The 19,775-nt window shown below is 39.1% G+C and carries 20 protein-coding genes and 2 riboswitches; of the genes, 19 read left to right on the top strand and 1 reads right to left on the bottom strand.

All coding sequences use genetic code 11. The features are described from left to right. The coding region (locus DEAC_RS21020) for a transposase (protein ID WP_047812057.1) at positions 1 to 672 on the bottom strand (672 nt) is incomplete at its 3' end. Positions 673 to 950: 278 nt separating this feature from the next. On the opposite strand from DEAC_RS21020, the gene DEAC_RS23400 reads away from it, so the two are divergent. The 19 genes from DEAC_RS23400 to DEAC_RS20940 form a co-directional block, all read left to right on the top strand. Further along, on the top strand, positions 951 to 1,172 hold the full coding sequence (locus DEAC_RS23400; protein WP_152671464.1) for a hypothetical protein: 222 nt from the start codon (positions 951 to 953) through the stop codon (positions 1,170 to 1,172). A gap of 533 nt (positions 1,173 to 1,705) precedes the next feature. Then, on the top strand, positions 1,706 to 2,230 hold the full coding sequence (locus DEAC_RS21015) for a hypothetical protein (protein WP_047812056.1): 525 nt from the start codon (positions 1,706 to 1,708) through the stop codon (positions 2,228 to 2,230). 601 nt (positions 2,231 to 2,831) lie between these two features. Further along, positions 2,832 to 4,076 carry an ATP-binding protein gene (locus tag DEAC_RS21010; protein WP_047812055.1) on the top strand — a complete coding sequence of 415 codons (1,245 nt, stop codon included), beginning with the start codon at positions 2,832 to 2,834 and terminating at the stop codon, positions 4,074 to 4,076. A 214-nt stretch (positions 4,077 to 4,290) separates the two neighbouring features. After that, positions 4,291 to 5,427: an MFS transporter gene (locus DEAC_RS21005; protein ID WP_047812059.1), complete on the top strand. Its 1,137-nt coding sequence runs from the start codon at positions 4,291 to 4,293 to the stop codon at positions 5,425 to 5,427. A 202-nt stretch (positions 5,428 to 5,629) separates the two neighbouring features. Then, positions 5,630 to 6,136, top strand: coding sequence for a hypothetical protein (locus tag DEAC_RS21000; protein WP_047812054.1), 507 nt, complete (start codon positions 5,630 to 5,632; stop codon positions 6,134 to 6,136). A gap of 274 nt (positions 6,137 to 6,410) precedes the next feature. Further along, positions 6,411 to 6,656: a hypothetical protein gene (locus DEAC_RS20995; RefSeq protein WP_047812053.1), complete on the top strand. Its 246-nt coding sequence runs from the start codon at positions 6,411 to 6,413 to the stop codon at positions 6,654 to 6,656. Positions 6,657 to 6,929: 273 nt separating this feature from the next. Further along, positions 6,930 to 7,175: a spore coat protein D gene (locus tag DEAC_RS23040; protein WP_083996403.1), complete on the top strand. Its 246-nt coding sequence runs from the start codon at positions 6,930 to 6,932 to the stop codon at positions 7,173 to 7,175. A 183-nt stretch (positions 7,176 to 7,358) separates the two neighbouring features. Further along, the gene (locus DEAC_RS20990) at positions 7,359 to 7,769 is read left to right on the top strand and encodes a hypothetical protein (RefSeq protein WP_047812052.1); all 411 of its coding nucleotides are present in this window, start codon (positions 7,359 to 7,361) and stop codon (positions 7,767 to 7,769) included. A gap of 156 nt (positions 7,770 to 7,925) precedes the next feature. After that, on the top strand, positions 7,926 to 10,091 hold the full coding sequence (locus DEAC_RS20985; RefSeq protein ID WP_047812051.1) for an LUD domain-containing protein: 2,166 nt from the start codon (positions 7,926 to 7,928) through the stop codon (positions 10,089 to 10,091). Positions 10,092 to 10,093: 2 nt separating this feature from the next. Then, complete coding sequence (locus tag DEAC_RS20980) at positions 10,094 to 11,122, top strand: LUD domain-containing protein (RefSeq protein ID WP_047812050.1); 1,029 nt, start codon at positions 10,094 to 10,096, stop codon at positions 11,120 to 11,122. Positions 11,123 to 11,200: 78 nt separating this feature from the next. After that, on the top strand, positions 11,201 to 11,896 hold the full coding sequence (locus DEAC_RS20975; RefSeq protein WP_047812049.1) for a FadR/GntR family transcriptional regulator: 696 nt from the start codon (positions 11,201 to 11,203) through the stop codon (positions 11,894 to 11,896). 177 nt (positions 11,897 to 12,073) lie between these two features. Next, positions 12,074 to 12,219, top strand: a riboswitch (FMN riboswitch). A 13-nt stretch (positions 12,220 to 12,232) separates the two neighbouring features. After that, positions 12,233 to 12,361: a 3,4-dihydroxy-2-butanone-4-phosphate synthase gene (locus DEAC_RS24895; protein ID WP_427846288.1), complete on the top strand. Its 129-nt coding sequence runs from the start codon at positions 12,233 to 12,235 to the stop codon at positions 12,359 to 12,361. Continuing rightward, the gene (locus tag DEAC_RS24890) at positions 12,361 to 12,597 is read left to right on the top strand and encodes a 3,4-dihydroxy-2-butanone-4-phosphate synthase (RefSeq protein ID WP_047812048.1); all 237 of its coding nucleotides are present in this window, start codon (positions 12,361 to 12,363) and stop codon (positions 12,595 to 12,597) included. Before DEAC_RS24895 ends, DEAC_RS24890 begins: the two co-directional genes overlap by 1 nt. 203 nt (positions 12,598 to 12,800) lie before the next feature. Continuing rightward, positions 12,801 to 13,388 carry a TetR/AcrR family transcriptional regulator gene (locus DEAC_RS20965; RefSeq protein ID WP_152671463.1) on the top strand — a complete coding sequence of 196 codons (588 nt, stop codon included), beginning with the start codon at positions 12,801 to 12,803 and terminating at the stop codon, positions 13,386 to 13,388. 536 nt (positions 13,389 to 13,924) lie between these two features. Then, a complete protein-coding gene (locus tag DEAC_RS20960; protein WP_047812047.1) occupies positions 13,925 to 14,770 on the top strand; it encodes an SDR family oxidoreductase in 846 nt (281 codons plus the stop codon). A 332-nt stretch (positions 14,771 to 15,102) separates the two neighbouring features. Next, the gene (locus DEAC_RS20955; RefSeq protein WP_047812046.1) at positions 15,103 to 17,331 is read left to right on the top strand and encodes a HelD family protein; all 2,229 of its coding nucleotides are present in this window, start codon (positions 15,103 to 15,105) and stop codon (positions 17,329 to 17,331) included. Between the two features lie 173 nt (positions 17,332 to 17,504). After that, complete coding sequence (locus tag DEAC_RS20950) at positions 17,505 to 18,299, top strand: threonine/serine exporter family protein (protein WP_242847237.1); 795 nt, start codon at positions 17,505 to 17,507, stop codon at positions 18,297 to 18,299. Beyond that, positions 18,296 to 18,745: a threonine/serine exporter family protein gene (locus tag DEAC_RS20945; protein ID WP_047812044.1), complete on the top strand. Its 450-nt coding sequence runs from the start codon at positions 18,296 to 18,298 to the stop codon at positions 18,743 to 18,745. Before DEAC_RS20950 ends, DEAC_RS20945 begins: the two co-directional genes overlap by 4 nt. A gap of 226 nt (positions 18,746 to 18,971) precedes the next feature. Next, positions 18,972 to 19,077: riboswitch (TPP riboswitch) on the top strand. 350 nt (positions 19,078 to 19,427) lie between these two features. Then, on the top strand, positions 19,428 to 19,775 hold a 348-nt coding region (locus DEAC_RS20940), incomplete at its 3' end, for an IS110 family transposase (protein ID WP_047812043.1).

Below are 19,775 nucleotides of genomic sequence, written 5' to 3'. Positions count from 1 at the left end.
TTCTTGCCGGAACTTCTCAAACTCAAAGGTATGAATAATATCTCCATAGTTTTCCGATACACTGACGATACTATCCTGATCAAATACCACTTCTAGCGGCATCCCACCTATATATCTAAAGCACTCATGACAGCTTGAAACCAGATCGCTTGTTGTGAATGGCCGAGTTTGAAAGAATGCCCATTTGTAACGTGCGTGAGCGAGTACAAAGGCTGCAAAGCGAATCTTTACACGCTGCCCATCAATGGATTGCATCCACTTTTCACCAAAGTCCACCTGTAACTGCTGCCCCATTGGGAGCTCTTCTACAGCCTCATAATCCCTGGGATGATTGGATTTTTTCAGATTATATTCCTCTCGTAACCCTTTGACATAACGACTGACAGTTCGTTCCTTGATATCCTCTTTGTAATGCTCCTTGAGCCAATCGCATACTTGGGCGGCTGTCATTGTTGGATATTGTTTCAACCAGTTGATGATAATTTCCTCATAGTTTGAAAGTAACAGTTCCCGGTTAATGCTATACAGCTGCTTGGCGAATTCATCCGCTGTCATGTTCCAATACCGTGTTACAGTTTCTCGATTTATGTTCAGCTGCTTGGCTGTCCGAGACCGAGTGAATCCAATCTCTTTAAGTTGTTGTATCTGTTTATACATCTTAAATCCTTTCATTCTAACAGCTCCTGACCTCTTTGCTAGTCACTATTCTAACAAAGTCCGATCGCTGTATTTGATTTAAGTTGTATGGTTGTTGGCAAAAAGTTGTATGCTTTGTGGCAGAAACCTGTATGCTTTCATTGGCGTAAATGTGTATGGTTTAGTTTACCATTCACATCAGGAGACAGGCGATGGTTTGTATGAAAAATACTTTATTCTTGTCGAACAATTAAAGGCCAATTACCTATAAGGAAAAATCCTGAGTTGGCAAGGGTTCACAAGTTACTTCATAATTGAAGACAGAACTAGATCAGCATTTGATAAAAGAGAGGGTAGTCGAGTTTCCTTTGATTAAGGTTTATGCACAAACGAATAATCCGGAAACTTTCAGCAAGGTTATGCAAGCTATAGGTGAATTAGTAACAGAACATGAGGGTGCAGGTCGATTACGGAATTATGAAAGATCACAAGTGACTATCATGTTCCTAATGATGCCTGCAATTCCTTTAGTTTGACCTATCATAAGCTTCATGAGCTTGAAAGTGATCTTTTTCAGCATATTTATCTCGAGAATAATAGTCTGTTTTCTATGTTTAACAAAGAATAGAAGTAATCGACATGAATTAATATAAAAGTGAACGGTGGCTTTAGTGAAAAATCTAAGGTCGCTTTTTTTGTAACTTTAGAGGCTTTTCTAATACTTTAAAATTAAACATAATGTATAGGAATTTTATAATCAAACCAATTTTATTAATCCAATAATTAAGAATAATTATCAGTTACTTCTTAGACTGTTGGGTGCCATTGTCATTTGTGGTTAAAATTGCAGGATAGCCAATGAATTATTTGGAGTTATATAGATAGAATATTAAGATATTGTCAAAATAATGGATATTATCCTGTTTCATTGTATAATGTTAGTAGTACTCAAGTCCTATTTGGATGGGACTTAAGTTATGAATAATTTAAGGCATATGGTTTTAGAGGAGGAAGTTAATTTAATAACCTATTTGGCAATTTCTCTTTATAAAATAAAGGAGGGGTGGTAATGGGGCAATTAATTTACTATTCAACAATAACTGGCCTTTGTACTTTTAGTGTAGAAGCAATTATCCTAATTTCCAGCTTTGAAACGGTTGATAGTACAATTCTGAATGGAGGAAAAAGGCGTTTTGTTGATTTTGTAAGAGTTATGCTTCTTGTGCTTGGTATTTCATTGGTTCTTTATTTAAGGAGAGATTTGAGAATGGAAAATATTTATGCTTATGGTTTTACCTTTGTAATGGGATTATTGCTTACCATAGCGATGTACTTAATTGCACTGTGGATCATGAGCAATATTAGCTTAGGCAAGAACTATTTTATTGAAGATGAAGAATATGGGAAGTTGTATTTGATAAAAAACTCTGATGAAAGATTTATTTTCATAACTAAGAAGTACATGTTACTGGCAGATCAACCAAAGGTTACGGATAGTAAAATTGTCTTATTAAAGGGACAATTAGATATAAAGCAAAAGAAACTTCACTCTGAGCCTAAAAAGTTAACCTTGAGTTATAAGGAAGCTGCATAGAATGAAAATAATTAGCAACTACGAGAGCGGGTTGAAAACTAAATAATCTAAACGGCTTTGCGGGGAATTTAATCCAGGGCGTGTTGCTCTGGATTTTTACGTATAAGCAGGGCAATTCAAAATGTGACAGCAACGGCCCAAGAATCAGCTTCCAGCTCAGAAGAGATTTCTGCTAGTTTAGTGCAAACAACTACTTCCATGGAGCAAGTGAATTTAACTGCTCATTCTCAGGCACAATTGGCAGTAAACAACAACACTTAAATGAAGTATAATAGCAACGAATAAAATTAAGTAAAAGGACTGAATTTCGATTTCGGTCCTTTTTGGTGGTTGTCGTTTTTATGTGTAGTATGTATGAAATTGACACCTGTTATATCTTCAATTTCTTAGTCAATTAAGGAATCTTTGAAGCTAGTAGCATATATGCAACTCTATAACTCATACGTCTAAAATTTCAATCTTGCTTATGTTCGAGGAGAAATATTTTGCATTAAAAGCCTATAGAATTCGCAGTTTGTGAAGGATTATGATGTTAGGAGTGGAAATAGTTATAAAATAAGGATACTTATGGAAATTCGCTTAACGGAAATAGGGTGAATGCATGAACAATAAGAAAATGTTTATACACTTATTCATAACCTTCGGATTGATCCTAGGAGTAATTCTTTTTGTGTTTGAGCGGTGGCTGTCCAGCCATAACTATTCATTTATATATTCGTGGACCATTGTCGTTTTAACCTATATGATATGTGGAGGTGTTATTGGTCATCTTCTGAAAAGGGCCTTTGACGAACAGATAAGAGGCCAAGAGGCACTCATCGAAGAGCAAAAGCGTTTACATGCCTTACTAGACAGTCTTCCAGGCTTTATGATTGTTATCGATGAAGATTATAAAATACGATTTGCAAATCGTAATTATATTATGAAATATGGGAATTGCGAAGGAAAATTCTGTTATGAGGTGGGCGATAAAAGGAGATCTTGTGAAAACTGTTCAATTGAAAAGGCATTTAACAATGAATTGCCGTTGCATAGTGAGGAAATAATTCGCAGCAATAGAGTTTATGAGGTCACGTTCCAGCCGTTTTGTGATATAGATGGCTCTAAGTTGGTGATTAGGACTTTTTATGATGTCACAGAACGTAAAGAGGCCGAGCAAGAATTATCGCGGTTGCATTCAGAAATGTCGGGCCTTGAGCGCCTGAATATTGTGGGGCAAATGGCCGTGGGTATAGCACACGAAATCGGGAATCCAATGACAACGGTACGCGGATATCTCCGATTGTTAGGAGAAAAAATGGAGTTTCAAGCTCTTAGAACAACGCTTGACCTTATGGTTGAAGAACTTGATCGTGCAAACTCGATTATTACGGAGTTCTTGTCATTTGTCAGAAATAGCCCTATGGAGAGCCATTACCAAAACATTAATGACATACTACGAAATTTGTATCCATTGCTGGAAGCCGACGCATACAGTCAGAATAAGAAAATCAAGCTTGAAGCGGGGGTCACACCGGATATTCTCCTAAACTCCAAAGAGATTTCACAATTAATTCTCAATTTAAGTCGCAATGGATTCGAGGCAATGCGAGCTGGTGGAACGCTTAAATTATGCACATACATTGCGGACCAGCAGGTTGTATTTTCTGTTGAAGATGAAGGGTCTGGTATCAGTGGAGAAACTTCTGAAAAACTGGGAACACCGTTTTTTACGACCAAAGAAAATGGCACTGGATTAGGTTTAGTCACTTGTTATAATATAGCTGATCGACATAAAGCGAAAATTGATTTTAAAAGTTGCTCTGGCAAAACAACATTTTTTGTACGTTTTCCTGTAACTGCTTGAGTTTTTGTTTCATTCCTTTATTTGGCAGTGATGGGAGGGCGGCGAATGGTTGCTCAACATTGTCCATCGTAAATTTTGACTCATAAACTTCAACGATAACCAATTTAGGTCCATATGACGGCAATGTTGTGAAGGTTGAGATGATTAAAAGGAACATATTTAGGGGGCAAAATTATGCGCCTTGGAGTTTGCTCTCATGTGGAGTGTGAATATTATGTTTAACATAGTGGTCTTAGGTATTGTTAGCTTCTTAACGGATGTTAGTTCAGAGATGGTTTACCCGTTGATACCAATCTTTCTGACGGTTACACTTGGTGCCAGTCCGGCAATCGTTGGAGTTATTGAAGGTATAGCTGAGAGTATTGCAAGTTTGTTAAAAGTATTCTCAGGTTATTGGGGAGACAAAACTAAAAAGAAAAAGGAATTAGCCATTGCGGGATATGGGAGTTCGTTTCTGGGAAAAGTTGTTCTTATATTTGCCGGCTCCTGGGGTGGAGTGCTTATATCGCGAGTCATCGATCGATTAGGTAAAGGTATCCGGACTGCTCCGCGTGATGCACTCATTGCCGAATCTTCAAAAGCAGAAGCTCGTGGTCATGCCTTCGGCTTACATAGGGCGATGGATACCTTCGGGGCGGCTCTAGGAGTTGTCATTGCCTATTTTCTTTTGATCGGAAACATAAACAACTTTGAACGAATTTTCTTGTTTTCTATGATTCCGGCTTTTCTGGGTGTGCTGGCCCTATTTTTTGTGCGGCAGCCTCGTGAACTAAGCGCCGCCAAGAAGAAATTATCCCTGTCATGGTCTGCACTCGATACAAGACTGAAAGCCTTTTTGATCTTAGCTTTTATCTTTAACCTGGGGAATTCATCCAATCAATTCCTGTTGCTAAGAGCTAGTAAACTTGGTGCATCCGCACCGTTCGTCATCCTTCTATACCTGGCATACAACATAACTTATGGAATCTTATCCTATCCGATGGGCAGATTATCCGACCGCATAGGACGCAGACGCATTCTGGTAGCGGGATATTTCATTTACGCTTTGGTTTATTTAGGGTTTGCGTTAGTGACTCATATTAACACTCTTTGGTCGCTGTTTATTGTTTATGGATTTTATATTGCCTTTACAGAAGGAGTGGAAAAAGCTTTATTGGCAGACATTGCTCCTAGCCATTTACGAGGTACTGTCATTGGGTTACATGCTACTTTAGTTGGCTTGGCTCTATTACCGGCTTCACTGTTCGCCGGATTCTTATGGGATTTTCTGGGGGCTTCAGCGCCATTCTATTTTGGAGCAGGCATGGGCTTGGTGTCAGCTGTTGGGTTATTTGTGATCTTGAAAGAATAAGACAAATAAGGTACTAATCCTAATGCTAACTTTAGTTGTGCCAGAAACCGACAGAAAAGAAATTGATTCTAGCGGCTTGTGGAGTAGGAGTTTCCGAATATGAAATAGAGTGTCTGTCTTGTGGAATTAGATTAAATGATCAATAGAGAGCTTACTTCTCTTTGAGATGGAGAAGTTCACCAAGGAAATGAGGTTATATGAAATGAGTGGAATGATTTTCTTGGAATGTCTAATAATTTTTATTTCAGGGTATCTATCGAAAAATAAATTAAGCATTTTGGTTTATGTATTGATGCTCACAATCTTACCCCTTATATGCATTGGCATTATGATTGCCGAGTTTAGGCATACGCATGATTTTTTGGGTTATTTAAGTGTTATAGTTTTTGCGGGGGCTTCATTTTTAAGTATTTGGGTTTTCCCGGCTATGAATGGTGAACTCAAAAAAGTTGAAGCATCGATGTACTTTGTGGTCGTAATTATATTATTAATTTATATGACTCTTTTTGCATTAGTGGAGGTATTACCGAACGACATAATTGAGTCTATCCTTAGACCGCTAATTTTGAAAGGCAACACATATGATATTTTGAGCAGACCATCCTATCAATTGGCACACTTTGTTGTTATGGCGGGATGTTTTCCCTATATTGCATCGTTTATTATTAGTAAAACAATATTAAAGTTTAGGAACTATCAAAATCAATAAGAAATAGATTGCAACTTGATGATGATTTTCCAAATGTCTTAGAAGAATACGCCCGTGCATTCCATCCCGCAGCTGACGATCAAGATCGTGGCACTGTGCGCTGGAGTAGAAAGTTAAGGTTCAGTCAATGGTTGAGATAGAGTTTGCGTTTAAAGCTGAGGTTAAGATGAGGGAAATTCTGTAATAATAGACGAGGGCAAGTTCCTCATCAAATTAAAAAGCCATAATATAGTAATGGAAAATATTAGAAATGACTTTCGGGGAGGAAAGAATTATGTGTGAAATGCCATTGTTTGGCTCAGGATACGGACATTTATTTAGTTATGGTGTTGGTTTGAGGCCAGGTTATAATGGATTCAATTATGGAGGATACGGACATTTGCAAGGTTATGGAGTGGGACTGCATCCCGGATATGATCCCTATGGTACGGGATATGGATATGTTCATCTAGTACCTTATCCCGTATATTATCCTGTCCGTCAATATGTTCAAGAACCGTTCCGTGGTGGTAAAGGCTAGAATTTTAGGATAGTCTTATACTTTTTAAACACGACAGACCTGCAAAACTTGTAGGTCTGTTTATCTAGTTTTTAAGACCCCCATTTCTTGTAAGAGCACCTTGCATTCCAATGATCAGACGTGAATAAAATATGAGACGTAATATACGGTATCAAATGGTTTGTGATAGTTGCGCTAATTTTTTACTAAGGGTCAAGTCTAAACAGCTGGAATCATATGGCAATACTAACATTTGAGCATATAATATATCAACAGCTAGGAGGTGATTTTTGAATGTATGGTTGTGTAGGAAGTCCAATTTGTTGCCCCCCGCAATACTGTGTGCGCAATTATTACACCCCACGGGTGATTCCAGTTATTCATCCAGTCGTAAACGTAAACCGCTATAATGTTGTAAATGTTCCTCAACACATCTATCAGCCCATGTCAACTAACGTTGTCGTAGATCCTGGTCAGGGTTACGCAGGTTACGGCGGTTACGCTGGAAATGTAGGTTATCGTAATCGGCTCTTCTTCTAAAATCGCAATATTGAAGGCGTAGCGAATCTTCGAGTTTCTGCTACGCCAGTTTTAGGTTAAAGTAAAAATTTAATGGGATTAGCAACGGTTATCATTTTGAGGTAGGGGATTTAAATGGAAGAGCTAGTACTAAAAAAATTGCGTAGGAAGCAAATGGCCATTTTAGGGATTGGAGAATAAGAAATGTTGGATAAAATTGAAGATGATGAACTGAATAATTTTATAAAAGAGTATGATAAGTGCTTTCTAGAAAGAAATATAGAAAAATTAAAATTGTTTTATCCTGAAGATAATAGTGAATTAGTATATTTTGATAATCATAAAAATAATGATACATATTCCGTAGATGAGCATTTAAAATTGTTGAATGATTTTTTTAAAAATGGCAAAGAAACAGAATCAGGTACTGTTGAAGAATTAACAATGGAAAATGTTCGTTATTTTAAAACAGAAAGTGCTGCTTGTGTTTGTTTTTATGCAAGGTATAAAAGTTTTCCCAAACCTGCAGTTAGAACGACAATGTATTTGGAAAGAAAATGTACATTGTTCATTCGAGCCGGAAAAATAGTGCCACCATGCCCCGCACGATTTTAAAAAGAAGGTTCCAAAATTTACTTTAATCATTTAAAAATTGGTGTATAATTATATAGAACAATAAATTAATATATGATGTGTGTCATAAAAGACCTTTTGAAGGTTTTTTGTTTTACTCAATTGGTCCAACCACTAAACCACTGAGGAGGAGATTTTGTGGGACAAGATACTTACAAAATTATAAAAAATAAAGTCACAGAGGGGCTTCAGGATTTAGAGTCGCGAAAAGGCCGGTTTCGGGCTTTTGAAGCGATTCGGCCAGCCATGTTAAAGATGGTGCCGGACTATCCGGAACTTTCTAACCGTTTACGGGAAATCAAAACATACAGTATTGATCTTTTAGAGGAAGTCATTGTTCAGGCTCAAAGGTCTTTGAAAGAAAAAGGATGTAGCGTCTTTGTTGCTGAGACAACTGAGGAAGCCCAGAATTATATCGCCGGTCTGATTCCCCCTAAAGGATTGATCGTCAAATCAAAATCTAATGCCGGTAAGGAAATTAATATTTCACACCACCTTGAAGATCAAGGAGCTACTGTCATCGAGACAGATCTGGGGGATCGGATTAACCAGCTCGCCAAGAGTGAGGCAAGTCATTCCTTAGCACCCGCTATTCATATTCCTATTGAGCGAGTTACTGAAGTTTTTTCCGAAGAAGCGGGAACTAAGCTGGAGTGTACTCCAGAAGCTTTGGTTGTAGCAGCTCGCCAACGTCTTCGCAATTATTTGATTAATGCTGATATAGGCATCTCCGGAGCTAATGCGATTGCCGCCGATACAGGCAGTATTTTTCTTACGGAAAATGAAGGAAATATTCGTGCTGTAACGATGATGCCTAAAACTCATATTGTGATTGCCGGCGTTGAGAAAATTGTTCCTACCTTGGAGGATGCTATGCAAGTTGTCCGAGCAGCTGCAGTCTACGGTGTTGGACAAGATATCGGAACCTATGTTTCGGTAATTTCCGGGGTAAGTGAATCCCTTGATCCTGATTTAGATCAGCAAGCACACGGACAGGGACCTAAAGAAGTTCACGTTGTACTATTAAAAAACGGACGTCAGGAAGCTATTCGAGCTGGTTATAAAGAGTCACTTTACTGTATTAACTGTGGTAGTTGTCTGAACTTTTGTCCTGTCTATGCAGAGGTGGGAAGCCGGTATGGATACAAGTATCTTGGAGGACGCGGCTTAGTTTTTGCGGCTTTTCACGGAGACTTAGAGAAATCAGAAAAAAACGGTCTATCCCTTTGTATTGGCTGTCAAAAGTGTAAGACGGCTTGCCCAGTGCAAATGCCTACTCCTGAGATGTTGTGGAAGCTTCGTGAAACTGCAGTTGAGAAAGAAGGGATGGGTTGGAAAAAAGAAGCAATTTTCTCCATGTTAACTAAACCAAAATCCCTACCTACAGTTAGTAAGCTTGCCGCGACCTTCGGCAAACTTGTTTTAAAGGATTCGGGTCAGGGAATGAGTTCACGGTTACCTTTAAGTTCCTTAGGTATGCCTAAAGAACGAGTTATTCCCAAACTGACAAGAAAGTCCTTTTTGACGAACGCTAATCCCAAAACGATTACTCGTCCCCTTAAAACGGTAGGCTTTTTTCCCGGGTGCGTGGTTAACTATTCCGAGACGGATTTAGGCGAGGCTCTTTTACACGTTTTGGCAGAAAACAATGTAGCCGTTAAGCTCGCCCAAGAAGATGTGTGCTGCGGGATACCCAGTATTGTCAGCGGAGATATGGCTCATGCCAAAGCTATGGCCCTTAAAAATATTGAGATGTACAGCAAATTTGAGATGGATGCTTTGGTTTTCGTTTGTCCAAGCTGTGCGGTGGCCTTTAAAGAAGAGTATCCTAAGCTTTTTGCTGACGATTCTCCGGAGATTAAGAAAAAAGTAAAAAAACTTGCTGAGAGTGTACGAGATATTAATGAATTTCTATTTCATGATATTCAATTAAAAGCTCCGGATATAAAAGTAAGTGAAAAAGTAACCTATCATGATCCCTGTCATTTGGCAGGCAGTATGGGCGTGAAAGAAGAACCACGAAATTTATTGCAGGGAATTCCGGGTTTGGATTATGTAGAAATGAAAGATGCTGATACTTGTTGTGGTTTTGGCGGGTCATTTAGTTTAAGTTTCTACGAACTTTCACATCGCATCAATGAAGGAAAACTACGGACTATTGCCGATACTCAAGCAACGATATTGGCTACGAGTTGTCCGGGATGTATGGTGCATTTTCGGGATGGAATATCCCAGAACAACATGAAGCAAAAAGTGCTCCATACGGTACAGTTATTAAGTCAGGCTTATGGAAGGAGGCCGTAAAGATGAGTGAGGCAAAAACACTAGTAAAGGCTCAAAGAATTTTAAATCACATTGACTCCAATCGAAAAAGTCTTATTCAAAAATATCCCAGGCTTGCCTCTCAAGTTAACGAAATTAAATCAGAGGTTGCCAAGAATTTTAAAGAACATGTAGAGAAAGCAATTTCATCTTTAGAAAACAAAGGATGCCATGTTATTGTTGCGGCTGATTCAGCAAACGCTCAACAGCAGGTTTTAAAAATTCTTGCCGGAAGTAGGCAGGTCGCCATAAGTAAGAATCCGATTTTTTCGGAGATCGGTCTGAGGGATTTCCTAAAAGCAAACGGTGTGGAGGTCAAGAATACTGACCTCGGAGAAAGATTAGTTGGAACAGCAATTGATGTCCATCCCTGGATTGCAACGTTGAATAAAGAGATAACTGACCAAGCAATGGTTGTTCAAGTAAAAGATGAAATCAAACGCACTGTAGCCAATTTGGAATATGGAATCACAGGTGCTGAGGCAATCGTGGAACAAAATGGAACTATTACCCTTTTAGAAAGTGAAGGGAACGTCAGATTCACCTCAAATCTTCCCTATAACCATATAGTGGTTGCCGGTATGGATAAGATCGTTCCAACACTTGAGGATGCTTTAACAGTTTGTCGAACAATGAGTATTTATGGGTTAGGAAAAGATATGCTTAGTTATATCTCCTTTATCAATGGTCCTAGTCGGACAGCTGATATCGAATTCAAAATGGTCCAAGGTATGCATGGCCCCAAAGAAGTCTATGTCATTTTAATTGATAATGGTCGTTTGGCAGCAGCAGAAGGCGGGAAGGGGGATTTGCTGAAATGTTTACACTGTGGAAGCTGTTTGGTTAATTGTCCTAAATATCTGACGGAAGGACTGGAATGGGGGTATCGTTATACGGGTAAAAGGATGAAAGTTCTGACAGCCTTTTTAGAGGGGGTGCATACAACAGAAACTACAGATTGTGGAGATTGCCGGAAATGCAATGAACTATGTCCGGTCGGTATTCAGGTTTAGAAATAAAATATGCTTAAAAGTATTGGGAGAATGAAAGCGAGATGGAAATAAAAATTCCTGGTGTCATGGAGGGTCCTTATGCAATTTGAAAAGGTTAAGCCGCACCGGACGTATCAAGAGGTATTGAAGCAAATTAATAATCTAATTATCGAAGGAAAGTTGAGTCCCGGCGATCGTTTGATGGGAGAACGCGAGATGGCTGGAGAATTGGGCGTAAGCCGCACAACACTGCGTGAGGCTTTGCGAACTATGGAACTTTTAGGCTTGGTAGAAATTAAGCCAGGGGGCGGGACGTTTATTCGGGATGTTCAGCTGGACTATGTGATTAACCCCTTAGCCTTAGCCTTATCCGTCGAACCCACTCGCCTTGATGAACTATGGGAAATAAGAATTACTCTCGAGGCCGAATGTGCTCGCTTAGCAGCAGAACGGGCGAGTGAGGAAAGCCTGCGTTGGATTGCGCATGCCCTTAAGGATATGCAAATAGAACATCATGACTTAGATGCTTATGCTAAGGCGGATATGAGATTTCATTATATGGTTGCTCAAGCTTCTCAGAACACTCTTATGAATCGGCTTCTCCAAACATTGGTTGTACATATTTTTGAGTTAATTAAAAGGACTGGGCCGCTTCGTTTTAGTCATGATATAGGTGGACTTCGTACTGTTCGGGAGCATGTTGCGATTTATGAGGCGATTTCGCGTCATGATTCGGGAGAAGCGCAGAACCTTATGCGGAAGCATCTAGAGGAAGCAAGAAACGAGCTTGCATAACGCGTCCATCACTCTCGAATGTTGGACTTCAATTAACTGGAATGGTGGAATTTCAAATACGAAGCTCTACGACGGACGAAACTTAAGGAATGCTGCATTGTACATATGCCGACGATCTTAAGGTTTTTTCCATCGGTTACAGTTCACAATAGCTGAAAGAATTGTTATAATAAATTGACTTAGTCTTAGGGCGGGGTGAAATTCCCCACCGGCGGTATCCCAGTTTCTGGGGAGCCCGCGAGCGCTTCTTTATTTTAAGAAGGTCAGCAGATCTGGTGAGAGGCCAGGGCCGACGGTAATAGTCCGGATGAAAGAGTTGAAAAAGCATTAGACTCTTTGAGGAACGGGCAGGGGGTATTAGTTACTGATGATGAACATCGGGAAAACGAAGGAGATCTGATGTTCTCGGCTCAATTTTTAACAGAAGCACAGGGCCGGGTCATACAGAAGCTAACATCGATTTAATGCGTTTAGCAGGTTTGAAACCCTGTGGAGTATTATGTGAACTTACAAATCCAGACGGAACTATGGCTCGCCTACCGGAAATCGCGGCCTTCGCTGAAAAAAATAATATACCTGTGGTAACGATCGAGGACCTGATAGATTACCGTAAACAATATCATATAATTGAATTGAATTTCTCCAACCGGCTTATTAAGTATTTACTTAAAAGCCGGTTATCATATTTACTGGCAATGTAGACTAGGAAAAGTGGGAATATAAAGTTCTTAACTATAAACTCAATTGAAGACTTACAAATAGTTATTGGTAAATCTGTGGATAATGTTTTCCCGAAGCAGGGACATAAAGAATTCTGCATTGGACAAAAATTACGATTATTGTAACTTGAAACATAAAACCAATCGTGATATGATCATACTTACTATTAAAAGAGAAATCGGTGATGACATTGGATAAGATCTCATTAGATAAAGAAATAATTCTCAATGCCACTGAAGAGGTCATTCGCCGTTTTGGACCAGATAAAGCGAATATCACTGACGTGGCAAAATCATTAAAAGTCAGTCATGCTGCCATTTATAGATATTATAATGGTAAAGCTGCCCTTTGGAATGCTGTTACAGAACGCTGGCTTGCAAATTTGCATGCTCCTTCAAAAAGTATTTTAAAAGAAGATAGTCCTGCTGATATTAAGCTTTTTCATTTACTGGAAGACTTCGCGGAAGCTAAACGTCGCAGTGCCATTAATGATCCGGAAATGTTTGCCAATTACATTAAACTGGCTCAAAACTCAATGCAAGTAATTGAAAAGGGTATAGAAGACGGAATTAATCAAATCCAGGAGGTTATAGAACAAGGAATTACAGAAGGTATATTTTTCATAGAATTTCCTTATCAAGCGGCAAGATCCGTATATCTTGCAACCAGTGTTTTTATCCACCCAAACTCATTCGCAGATCCTGAGCGAAAACAAAACATAGAATCTGTGATAAATCTTCTAATAAGAGGACTTAAAAATCCCCAAAACTGAATCGAGTAGGTGAGGCCGATCAATCTTCTCCTCTTACAAAACTCCAAATACGATAAAGTAAACTTTTAAGCCCTTGACGTTCCAAATAGGAATTGTTGAGGGCGTTATTGTATGCCGGGACTTTTCACATTTTTTGCAAAAGCATGGCCAAGCTGAAAGCAGCGAACATTTATAACACGTTCTTTCACCGCTGCAGTCATCAAATATAATATTCATTAAACTCGAAAGTGAACTCGTTCAGCTAAAGCTGAACAGCGGGGCTTCCTTAAAAACAGGATAAATATAAATTTATTACAAGTTACATATTTATTGTGTTGTAATTACCTGCTCATAATGATATAATTCGTTTTAAGGTTACAAATATTAAAACATTAAACTTGTAATCAAAGAGGGGAGTTAATATGGATTTGTTACAGGTTGATCCGACAAAATTTACGAATATGATTAGTCTCAATTAGACAGCGAAAAGATTGTATACATTCTTCCAATTCCGTATAAGGTAATCTTACTATTTAATTTATTAGGAGGATTTTATTATGCGTATTCTTGTCACTGGAGCAACAGGTTATATCGGTTCGGCGGTTGTACAAGAACTGATTCAGGCTGGACATAAAGTGATTGGTTTAACACGTTCGGAAGAAGGTGTCAAAAAATTAGAAAATGTTGGAGCGGAAGCACTGAAGGGGACGCTGGAAGATACGGAATATCTTTGTAAAGGAGCCTCCATGGCAGAAGGTGTTATTCATATGGCTTTCCGACATGATTTTTCAGATTTTGCAGGATCCCTTGCTATTGATTTAAATGTAATTAACGCAATAGGTGAAACCCTTGTAGATACTGGAAAACCTTTCATGACCACTGCTCATGCCAATGGGGATGCTTCGGATAAGGCTACATTAGCTTTAGCTGAGAGAGGGGTTCGCTCCGCTGTCATTAGTCTTGCACCCTCCGTGCATAGTGATGCGGATAGGCATGGATTTATTCCACAACTTATCAGTATTGCACGCTCAAAAGGAGTATCTGCCTATGTTGAAGATGGAGCTAATCGATGGCCGGCTATTCATAGACTTGATGCTGCTAAGCTTTTCCGTCTGGCGATAGAAAAAGCACCGGCTGGTTCATATTTTACAGGAAGAGGCGAAGCAGGAATTCCTTTTCGTGAAATTGCCAGTACTATCGGAAAACACTTAAACGTTCCGGTGGTAAGCATCTCACGTGAGGAAGCCAGTGCTCACTTCGGGTTTCTTGGTGCATTGGCCGCACTTGATATTCCAAGTGTAAAGCCGGGAAACTCTCCACAAACAAAAGAGATATTGGGATGGAACCCGGTGCATCCAGGCTTAATTGCAGATTTGGAACAAGGTCATTATTTCAATAAATAATCTACTGCATCACAAAAGTATAGTTTAGGGTTTATCCAGTTTTTAAGCCCCGATGGTCAGCTTTAACTGAACGAGTTCACTGTAAGTTTGTTATGGGCCTATAATACGACTAAAATATATAATGCGTTGGCGTGAGAATATAGCAGTTCTCACACCAACGCATTTTAGTTTTATGATTTTTACTTTTTACTATACTTAAAGATGTATTTATTATATAATTAAAAATAGGCAAAAGAAGTCATAATATCTATATAACTAAATATATTATATCACAAATATCTTAGAGCTGTCAAGTGGTTTCTTCAAGATTCTTATTAAAGGAGCGTGATCCGATGGACAGTTACCAAGAAAATTATCAAGAGGAGATTGAGTATCTTAGGAAGGCATTGGCTTTTATCGAGGAAGAAGTGGAAAAAGAAGCGAAGAATTTAGAAGAAAAAAAGAGTGATTTAATTGCCGCCAGAAAAGATATGTACGAAAATACCATTCATGCTTCGAGTGACTTTGAAAGTCTTGTCGATATAAACCTGCATTCTATGCAAATTAATAATTATATCTCTAGTTACAATCCGCAACGTTTCAAAAACCTCAAGAAAATGATAAATTCACCTTACTTTGGTCGGTTTGATTTTATAGAAAAAGGTTGTAGTGAAAAAGAAAATATATACATTGGACTTTACAATTTAATGGATAGGAATACGGGTCGAGTCTACGTTTATGATTGGCGCGCACCCATTTCAAGTATATTTTATAGGTATGAACTAGGTGAAGTAATGTATGACACTCCGGCGGGGATTAGCCGGGGGGATGTTTCTCTGAAAAGGCAATATAAAATTTGGAATTCAAAGCTAAAATACTTTTTCGATTGCAGTGTCAGGATTACAGACGAAATACTGCAGGAAGTGCTAAGCCAGAATACCTCAGCCAAAATGAAAAATATTATCGAAACAATTCAAAAGGAACAAGACATTATTATAAGAGATAGGGATCACGAGCTCTTAATTGTACAAGGTACAGCAGGTAGTGGCAAAACATCAATTGCACTGCATAGGATTGCCTTTCTCCTTTATGAGGGTCTCAATTCCAATCTGCGATCGAATGAAGTTGTCATATTATCTCCCAACACCGTTTTTAGTCACTATATTTCGAGTGTTCTTCCTGAGCTGGGGGAAGAAAACGTGGAGCAAAGCGTTTTTGACGATTTAATCTCTGAAGTTTTTCAAGGCAGATTTGGGGAAGAAACAAGGGATATGCAGCTTGAAACATTGATACATTCCCGAGGGAAGACGAGTGGTGAGGTTCGGCGGCAAAGCATCGATTTCAAGGGTTCGAGGGTATTTAAGCAAATTCTTGATAGACTATTATGGTATTACGCCCATCGGCTTATTCCCTTTGAGGACGTCTATTATAATGGAACAATCCTAGCGACGAGGCAGCAGCTAAAGAATCGTTTTCTTCACAATGAAATTGGTATTCCGATGGCAAAACAGCTTAAAATCATTGAGACATTCCTCTTGAAAAAGGTCCACCCATTACAGAAAAAGAGACTCCAACGCTTGGAAAAGATTGTGGAAAAAAGTGAAGGGCATGAGTTTGAAATAAAGTCCTTCAGCCGATTGTTAGCCATCAGACAAGCCGTGGCTTTCCGGGAACGAATTCGAAAATTCACGATCGTTGATTATAGAGACTTGTATATGCTGCTGTTCAAGAACCATGGGCTTTTACTCAAGTTGGCGCGAGGTCTAACACTTCCGGAAACTAATAAAGAAATTATTTTAACAACTCTGCAAAATCTACAAAAGGGGCAAGTGCACTATGAAGATTATGCCCCACTTCTTTATTTGAAGTTAAAGATCGAAGGGAATGATGTGGTTTCCGGGATCAAACATGTGGTCATTGATGAAGCGCAGGATTATACGCCTTTGCAATACGAGGTTTTTAGGATTTTGTACAATAATGCAACCTATACTGTCTTAGGAGACATCCGTCAGACGATTGAAAAAACAGCAGACGGTTTACTATATGACGATATATCGGAGATACTCAATAAAGGTAAGATGATTAAGCTTTCTTTAAATAAAGGGTATAGGTCGACCTGTGAAATCAACACCTTCGCACAGGCTCTGCTAGGTGAAGGCACCCAACAAGGTTATGCTTCTATTGAACGGCATGGTGAGGAACCCAAGGTTATCCCTCAAGAAACATTAGAGGCGATGGATCGGTCGATCGTTGAGGATATAGCGAAGTTTACAGAGCAAGGGTATGAATCTATAGCCGTCATATGTAAAACTCAAGGGGAAGCAGAAAAGGTGTTTGGTCGGTTGAAAAAATCGGTGCAACTAACACTTATTAAACCTCGAGGAGGGGAAGTTACAAAAGGTCCATTGGTCATTCCAACGTATATGGCAAAGGGATTAGAATTTGATGTTGTGATCGGTTATGATGTTAGTAAAGAAAACTATGTGAGTGATTTTGATAGACAATTACTGTACATTACCTGTACACGGGCACTCCATCGACTGGTTATTTATTATAAAGGAGATAAAAGCCCCTTGATTTAATTAACGCAACACATAACTAAAAGTGTAAACAGCGGCTTTAGTGAAAAATCTAAGGCCAGTTTTTTTGTCACTTTAGGGTGCTTCCGATACCAATAAATTAAATTCGATGTATAATTATGCAAATGGAATTTTATAATCAAAGTGAATCATTAAGCTAAAAGTATGTCTTCAGATTGTCTGGAATAACTGAAAGGGCATTAAATCATATGCTTACAAAAGAATTACTAAGTTACATAATGGATATTGGAGAACAAATGCTTGTCAGCGGTGCTGAAGTAAATCGCGTAGAGGACTCCATCAGCCGTATCTGCAAAGCATATGATGCTAAGCGGGTGGATGTATTTACAATCACGTCTAGCATCGTCGTATCTCTGCAATCGAAAAACGGAAATACGCTCACTCAAACCAGGAGGATCTTGAAATACGCAACGGATTTGGATAAGTTGGACAGACTTAATAATCTTTCCCACTATATTTGTGCTCACAAACCTGAGGCGGAATATATTAGCAATGAAATAGAAAAGATCGGGAGTAGACATAAATATGGTCCAAATGTCCAATATTTGGTATATGGTGTGATTGCTGGAACATTCACGGTTTTCTATGGAGGCGACTTGAATGATGCAGTTGTTTCTGCAGCTATCGGCATGATATTGAAATCAGTGATCACTTTTATTCAAAGATTGGATAAGAATGTTTTTATCGTAAATATACTATGCTCGTTCATTGTAGGTTTGCTGGGAGTTCTGCTCGTTAGAACCGGGATAGGCCATAGCTTCGATAAAATTGCAATCGGAAATATCATGCTGCTGATACCGGGATTGGCTCTAACGAACTCAATAAGAGATATCATAAGCGGAGATACGATAGCAGGACTACTGCGTCTTTGTGAAGCTATTCTTGTAGCATTATCCATCTCTTTTGGATTCGGTCTGGTATCGGTTTTTGTTGGAGGTATGTTTAAATGATCCCTACATTTCAGATCATTTTGGCTTTTATAGGTTCACTTGGTTTTTCGATTCTGTTCAATATTAAAGGAAGGAAAATATGGTATGCTGCTTTAGGCGGTATGGTAGCATGGATGATATACTTACTGGGTGGTCTCTGGCTAAGCAGCGAAATGACGCAGTACTTTGTATCGGCTATTATAGTAACCTTTTACTCAGAGCTATGTGCCCGCATCGAGAAAACGCCAGCTACTACTTTTTTAACAGCAGCTATTATTCCACTAGTTCCAGGTCGGGCCTTATACTATACGATGAGCTATGCGATCAACAATAGGATTGTAGAGTTTGCCGATTATGGCTCTTACACGGTAAGTATTGCAGTTGCCATAGCTGCCGGCATTATGGTCGCATCTTCGCTGTTCAGAATCTTTTTTGCATTACGCTCTTATGAATACCGTCATCATTAATATTTATCTCTTTCGTGGATATTCTGAATTGGTGTATAGATAGCTTAAGCCTGACCCACTTCATCTCATACTTATCGAGCGCTCTGGCCACGGCAAAATACTATATAAGGATATAGCTCTTTTGGGTGACATGGTACTTTGGCGTTTTTCAGTGAACTAAATTGTTAAAATATTTACTTGTGCATTACATTTACATCTTAAGTATGACGTTGTATAATAAATCGAAATTAATTGCTAGGGGTGCCCAAATGCGGCTGAGATAGAGCTATTGCTCTTGTCCCTTCGAACCTGATCTGGCTAGTACCAGCGTAGGAAAGCAAAATCGTTTAATATTGACTTGAATTGAAGCATATTTTACATGAGTCAAAACGACAGCTTACCTACGGGGAAGCTGTTTTTTTATTCAGTTTTTAAGACCCCCACTTCTATAAGTGAGGGTGGGTCCCTCGTTAACTTCAGGTGGGGTAGAGTCCCCATCTGAAGCCCCAATGTTCAGCTTTAGCTGAACGAGTTCACTCACTTGCTCTGGAAGGATTGTATTAAGGTTATTTCATTCAAAAAATAATGAGGAGCATTCCTGTAGTAGGAAAAAATGAGCTTTGTCAAAAAGAAGACCTCACGTTACAATTTGAAAGGACTGTTGGCCAACAGAATCCAATCAAAATAACGGAGGTCATCCCAAATGAATTTTACACAAAACGAGAAACTAAAGCAACTTTCTGAAAGAAGTATTGTTATCGGAGTGGACATCGCCAGCGAGCTTCATTACGCCAGGGCTTTCGACTGGCGAGGAGTAGAGCTGGGCAAAGTATTCAAGTTTGAAAACAGTGCTGAAGGATTCAGGGATTTCTATGCATGGATTGAACGTTTAAAAGGTCAAGCACAAAAGGACTGCATAGTGGTAGGCGCAGAGCCAACCGGCCATTACTGGTTCGGCCTGGCATCATATCTAAAAGAGCAAAGCATTAAGCTAGTCCTCGTAAACCCATTCCATGTAAAGCGTAGTAAGGAGCTTGATGACAACCACCCC

It is taken from the genome of Desulfosporosinus acididurans, from assembly GCF_001029285.1.
Lineage (GTDB): Bacteria > Bacillota > Desulfitobacteriia > Desulfitobacteriales > Desulfitobacteriaceae > Desulfosporosinus > Desulfosporosinus acididurans.
Note: the sequence above shows the minus strand (reverse complement) of the source record. Positions and strands in the feature narration are given on the sequence as shown.

What these genes read in the sequence shown, in the direction of transcription:
- DEAC_RS21015 (WP_047812056.1), top strand. Translation starts at nt 1,706, where the DNA reads ATGGGGCAATTAATTTACTATTCAACAATAACTGGCCTTTGTACTTTT.
- DEAC_RS21010 (WP_047812055.1), top strand. Translation starts at nt 2,832, where the DNA reads ATGAACAATAAGAAAATGTTTATACACTTATTCATAACCTTCGGATTG.
- DEAC_RS21005 (WP_047812059.1), top strand. Translation starts at nt 4,291, where the DNA reads ATGTTTAACATAGTGGTCTTAGGTATTGTTAGCTTCTTAACGGATGTT.
- DEAC_RS21000 (WP_047812054.1), top strand. Translation starts at nt 5,630, where the DNA reads ATGAGTGGAATGATTTTCTTGGAATGTCTAATAATTTTTATTTCAGGG.
- DEAC_RS20995 (WP_047812053.1), top strand. Translation starts at nt 6,411, where the DNA reads ATGTGTGAAATGCCATTGTTTGGCTCAGGATACGGACATTTATTTAGT.
- DEAC_RS23040 (WP_083996403.1), top strand. Translation starts at nt 6,930, where the DNA reads ATGTATGGTTGTGTAGGAAGTCCAATTTGTTGCCCCCCGCAATACTGT.
- DEAC_RS20990 (WP_047812052.1), top strand. Translation starts at nt 7,359, where the DNA reads ATGTTGGATAAAATTGAAGATGATGAACTGAATAATTTTATAAAAGAG.
- DEAC_RS20980 (WP_047812050.1), top strand. Translation starts at nt 10,094, where the DNA reads ATGAGTGAGGCAAAAACACTAGTAAAGGCTCAAAGAATTTTAAATCAC.
- DEAC_RS20975 (WP_047812049.1), top strand. Translation starts at nt 11,201, where the DNA reads ATGCAATTTGAAAAGGTTAAGCCGCACCGGACGTATCAAGAGGTATTG.
- DEAC_RS24890 (WP_047812048.1), top strand. Translation starts at nt 12,361, where the DNA reads ATGCGTTTAGCAGGTTTGAAACCCTGTGGAGTATTATGTGAACTTACA.
- DEAC_RS20965 (WP_152671463.1), top strand. Translation starts at nt 12,801, where the DNA reads ATGACATTGGATAAGATCTCATTAGATAAAGAAATAATTCTCAATGCC.
- DEAC_RS20960 (WP_047812047.1), top strand. Translation starts at nt 13,925, where the DNA reads ATGCGTATTCTTGTCACTGGAGCAACAGGTTATATCGGTTCGGCGGTT.
- DEAC_RS20955 (WP_047812046.1), top strand. Translation starts at nt 15,103, where the DNA reads ATGGACAGTTACCAAGAAAATTATCAAGAGGAGATTGAGTATCTTAGG.
- DEAC_RS20945 (WP_047812044.1), top strand. Translation starts at nt 18,296, where the DNA reads ATGATCCCTACATTTCAGATCATTTTGGCTTTTATAGGTTCACTTGGT.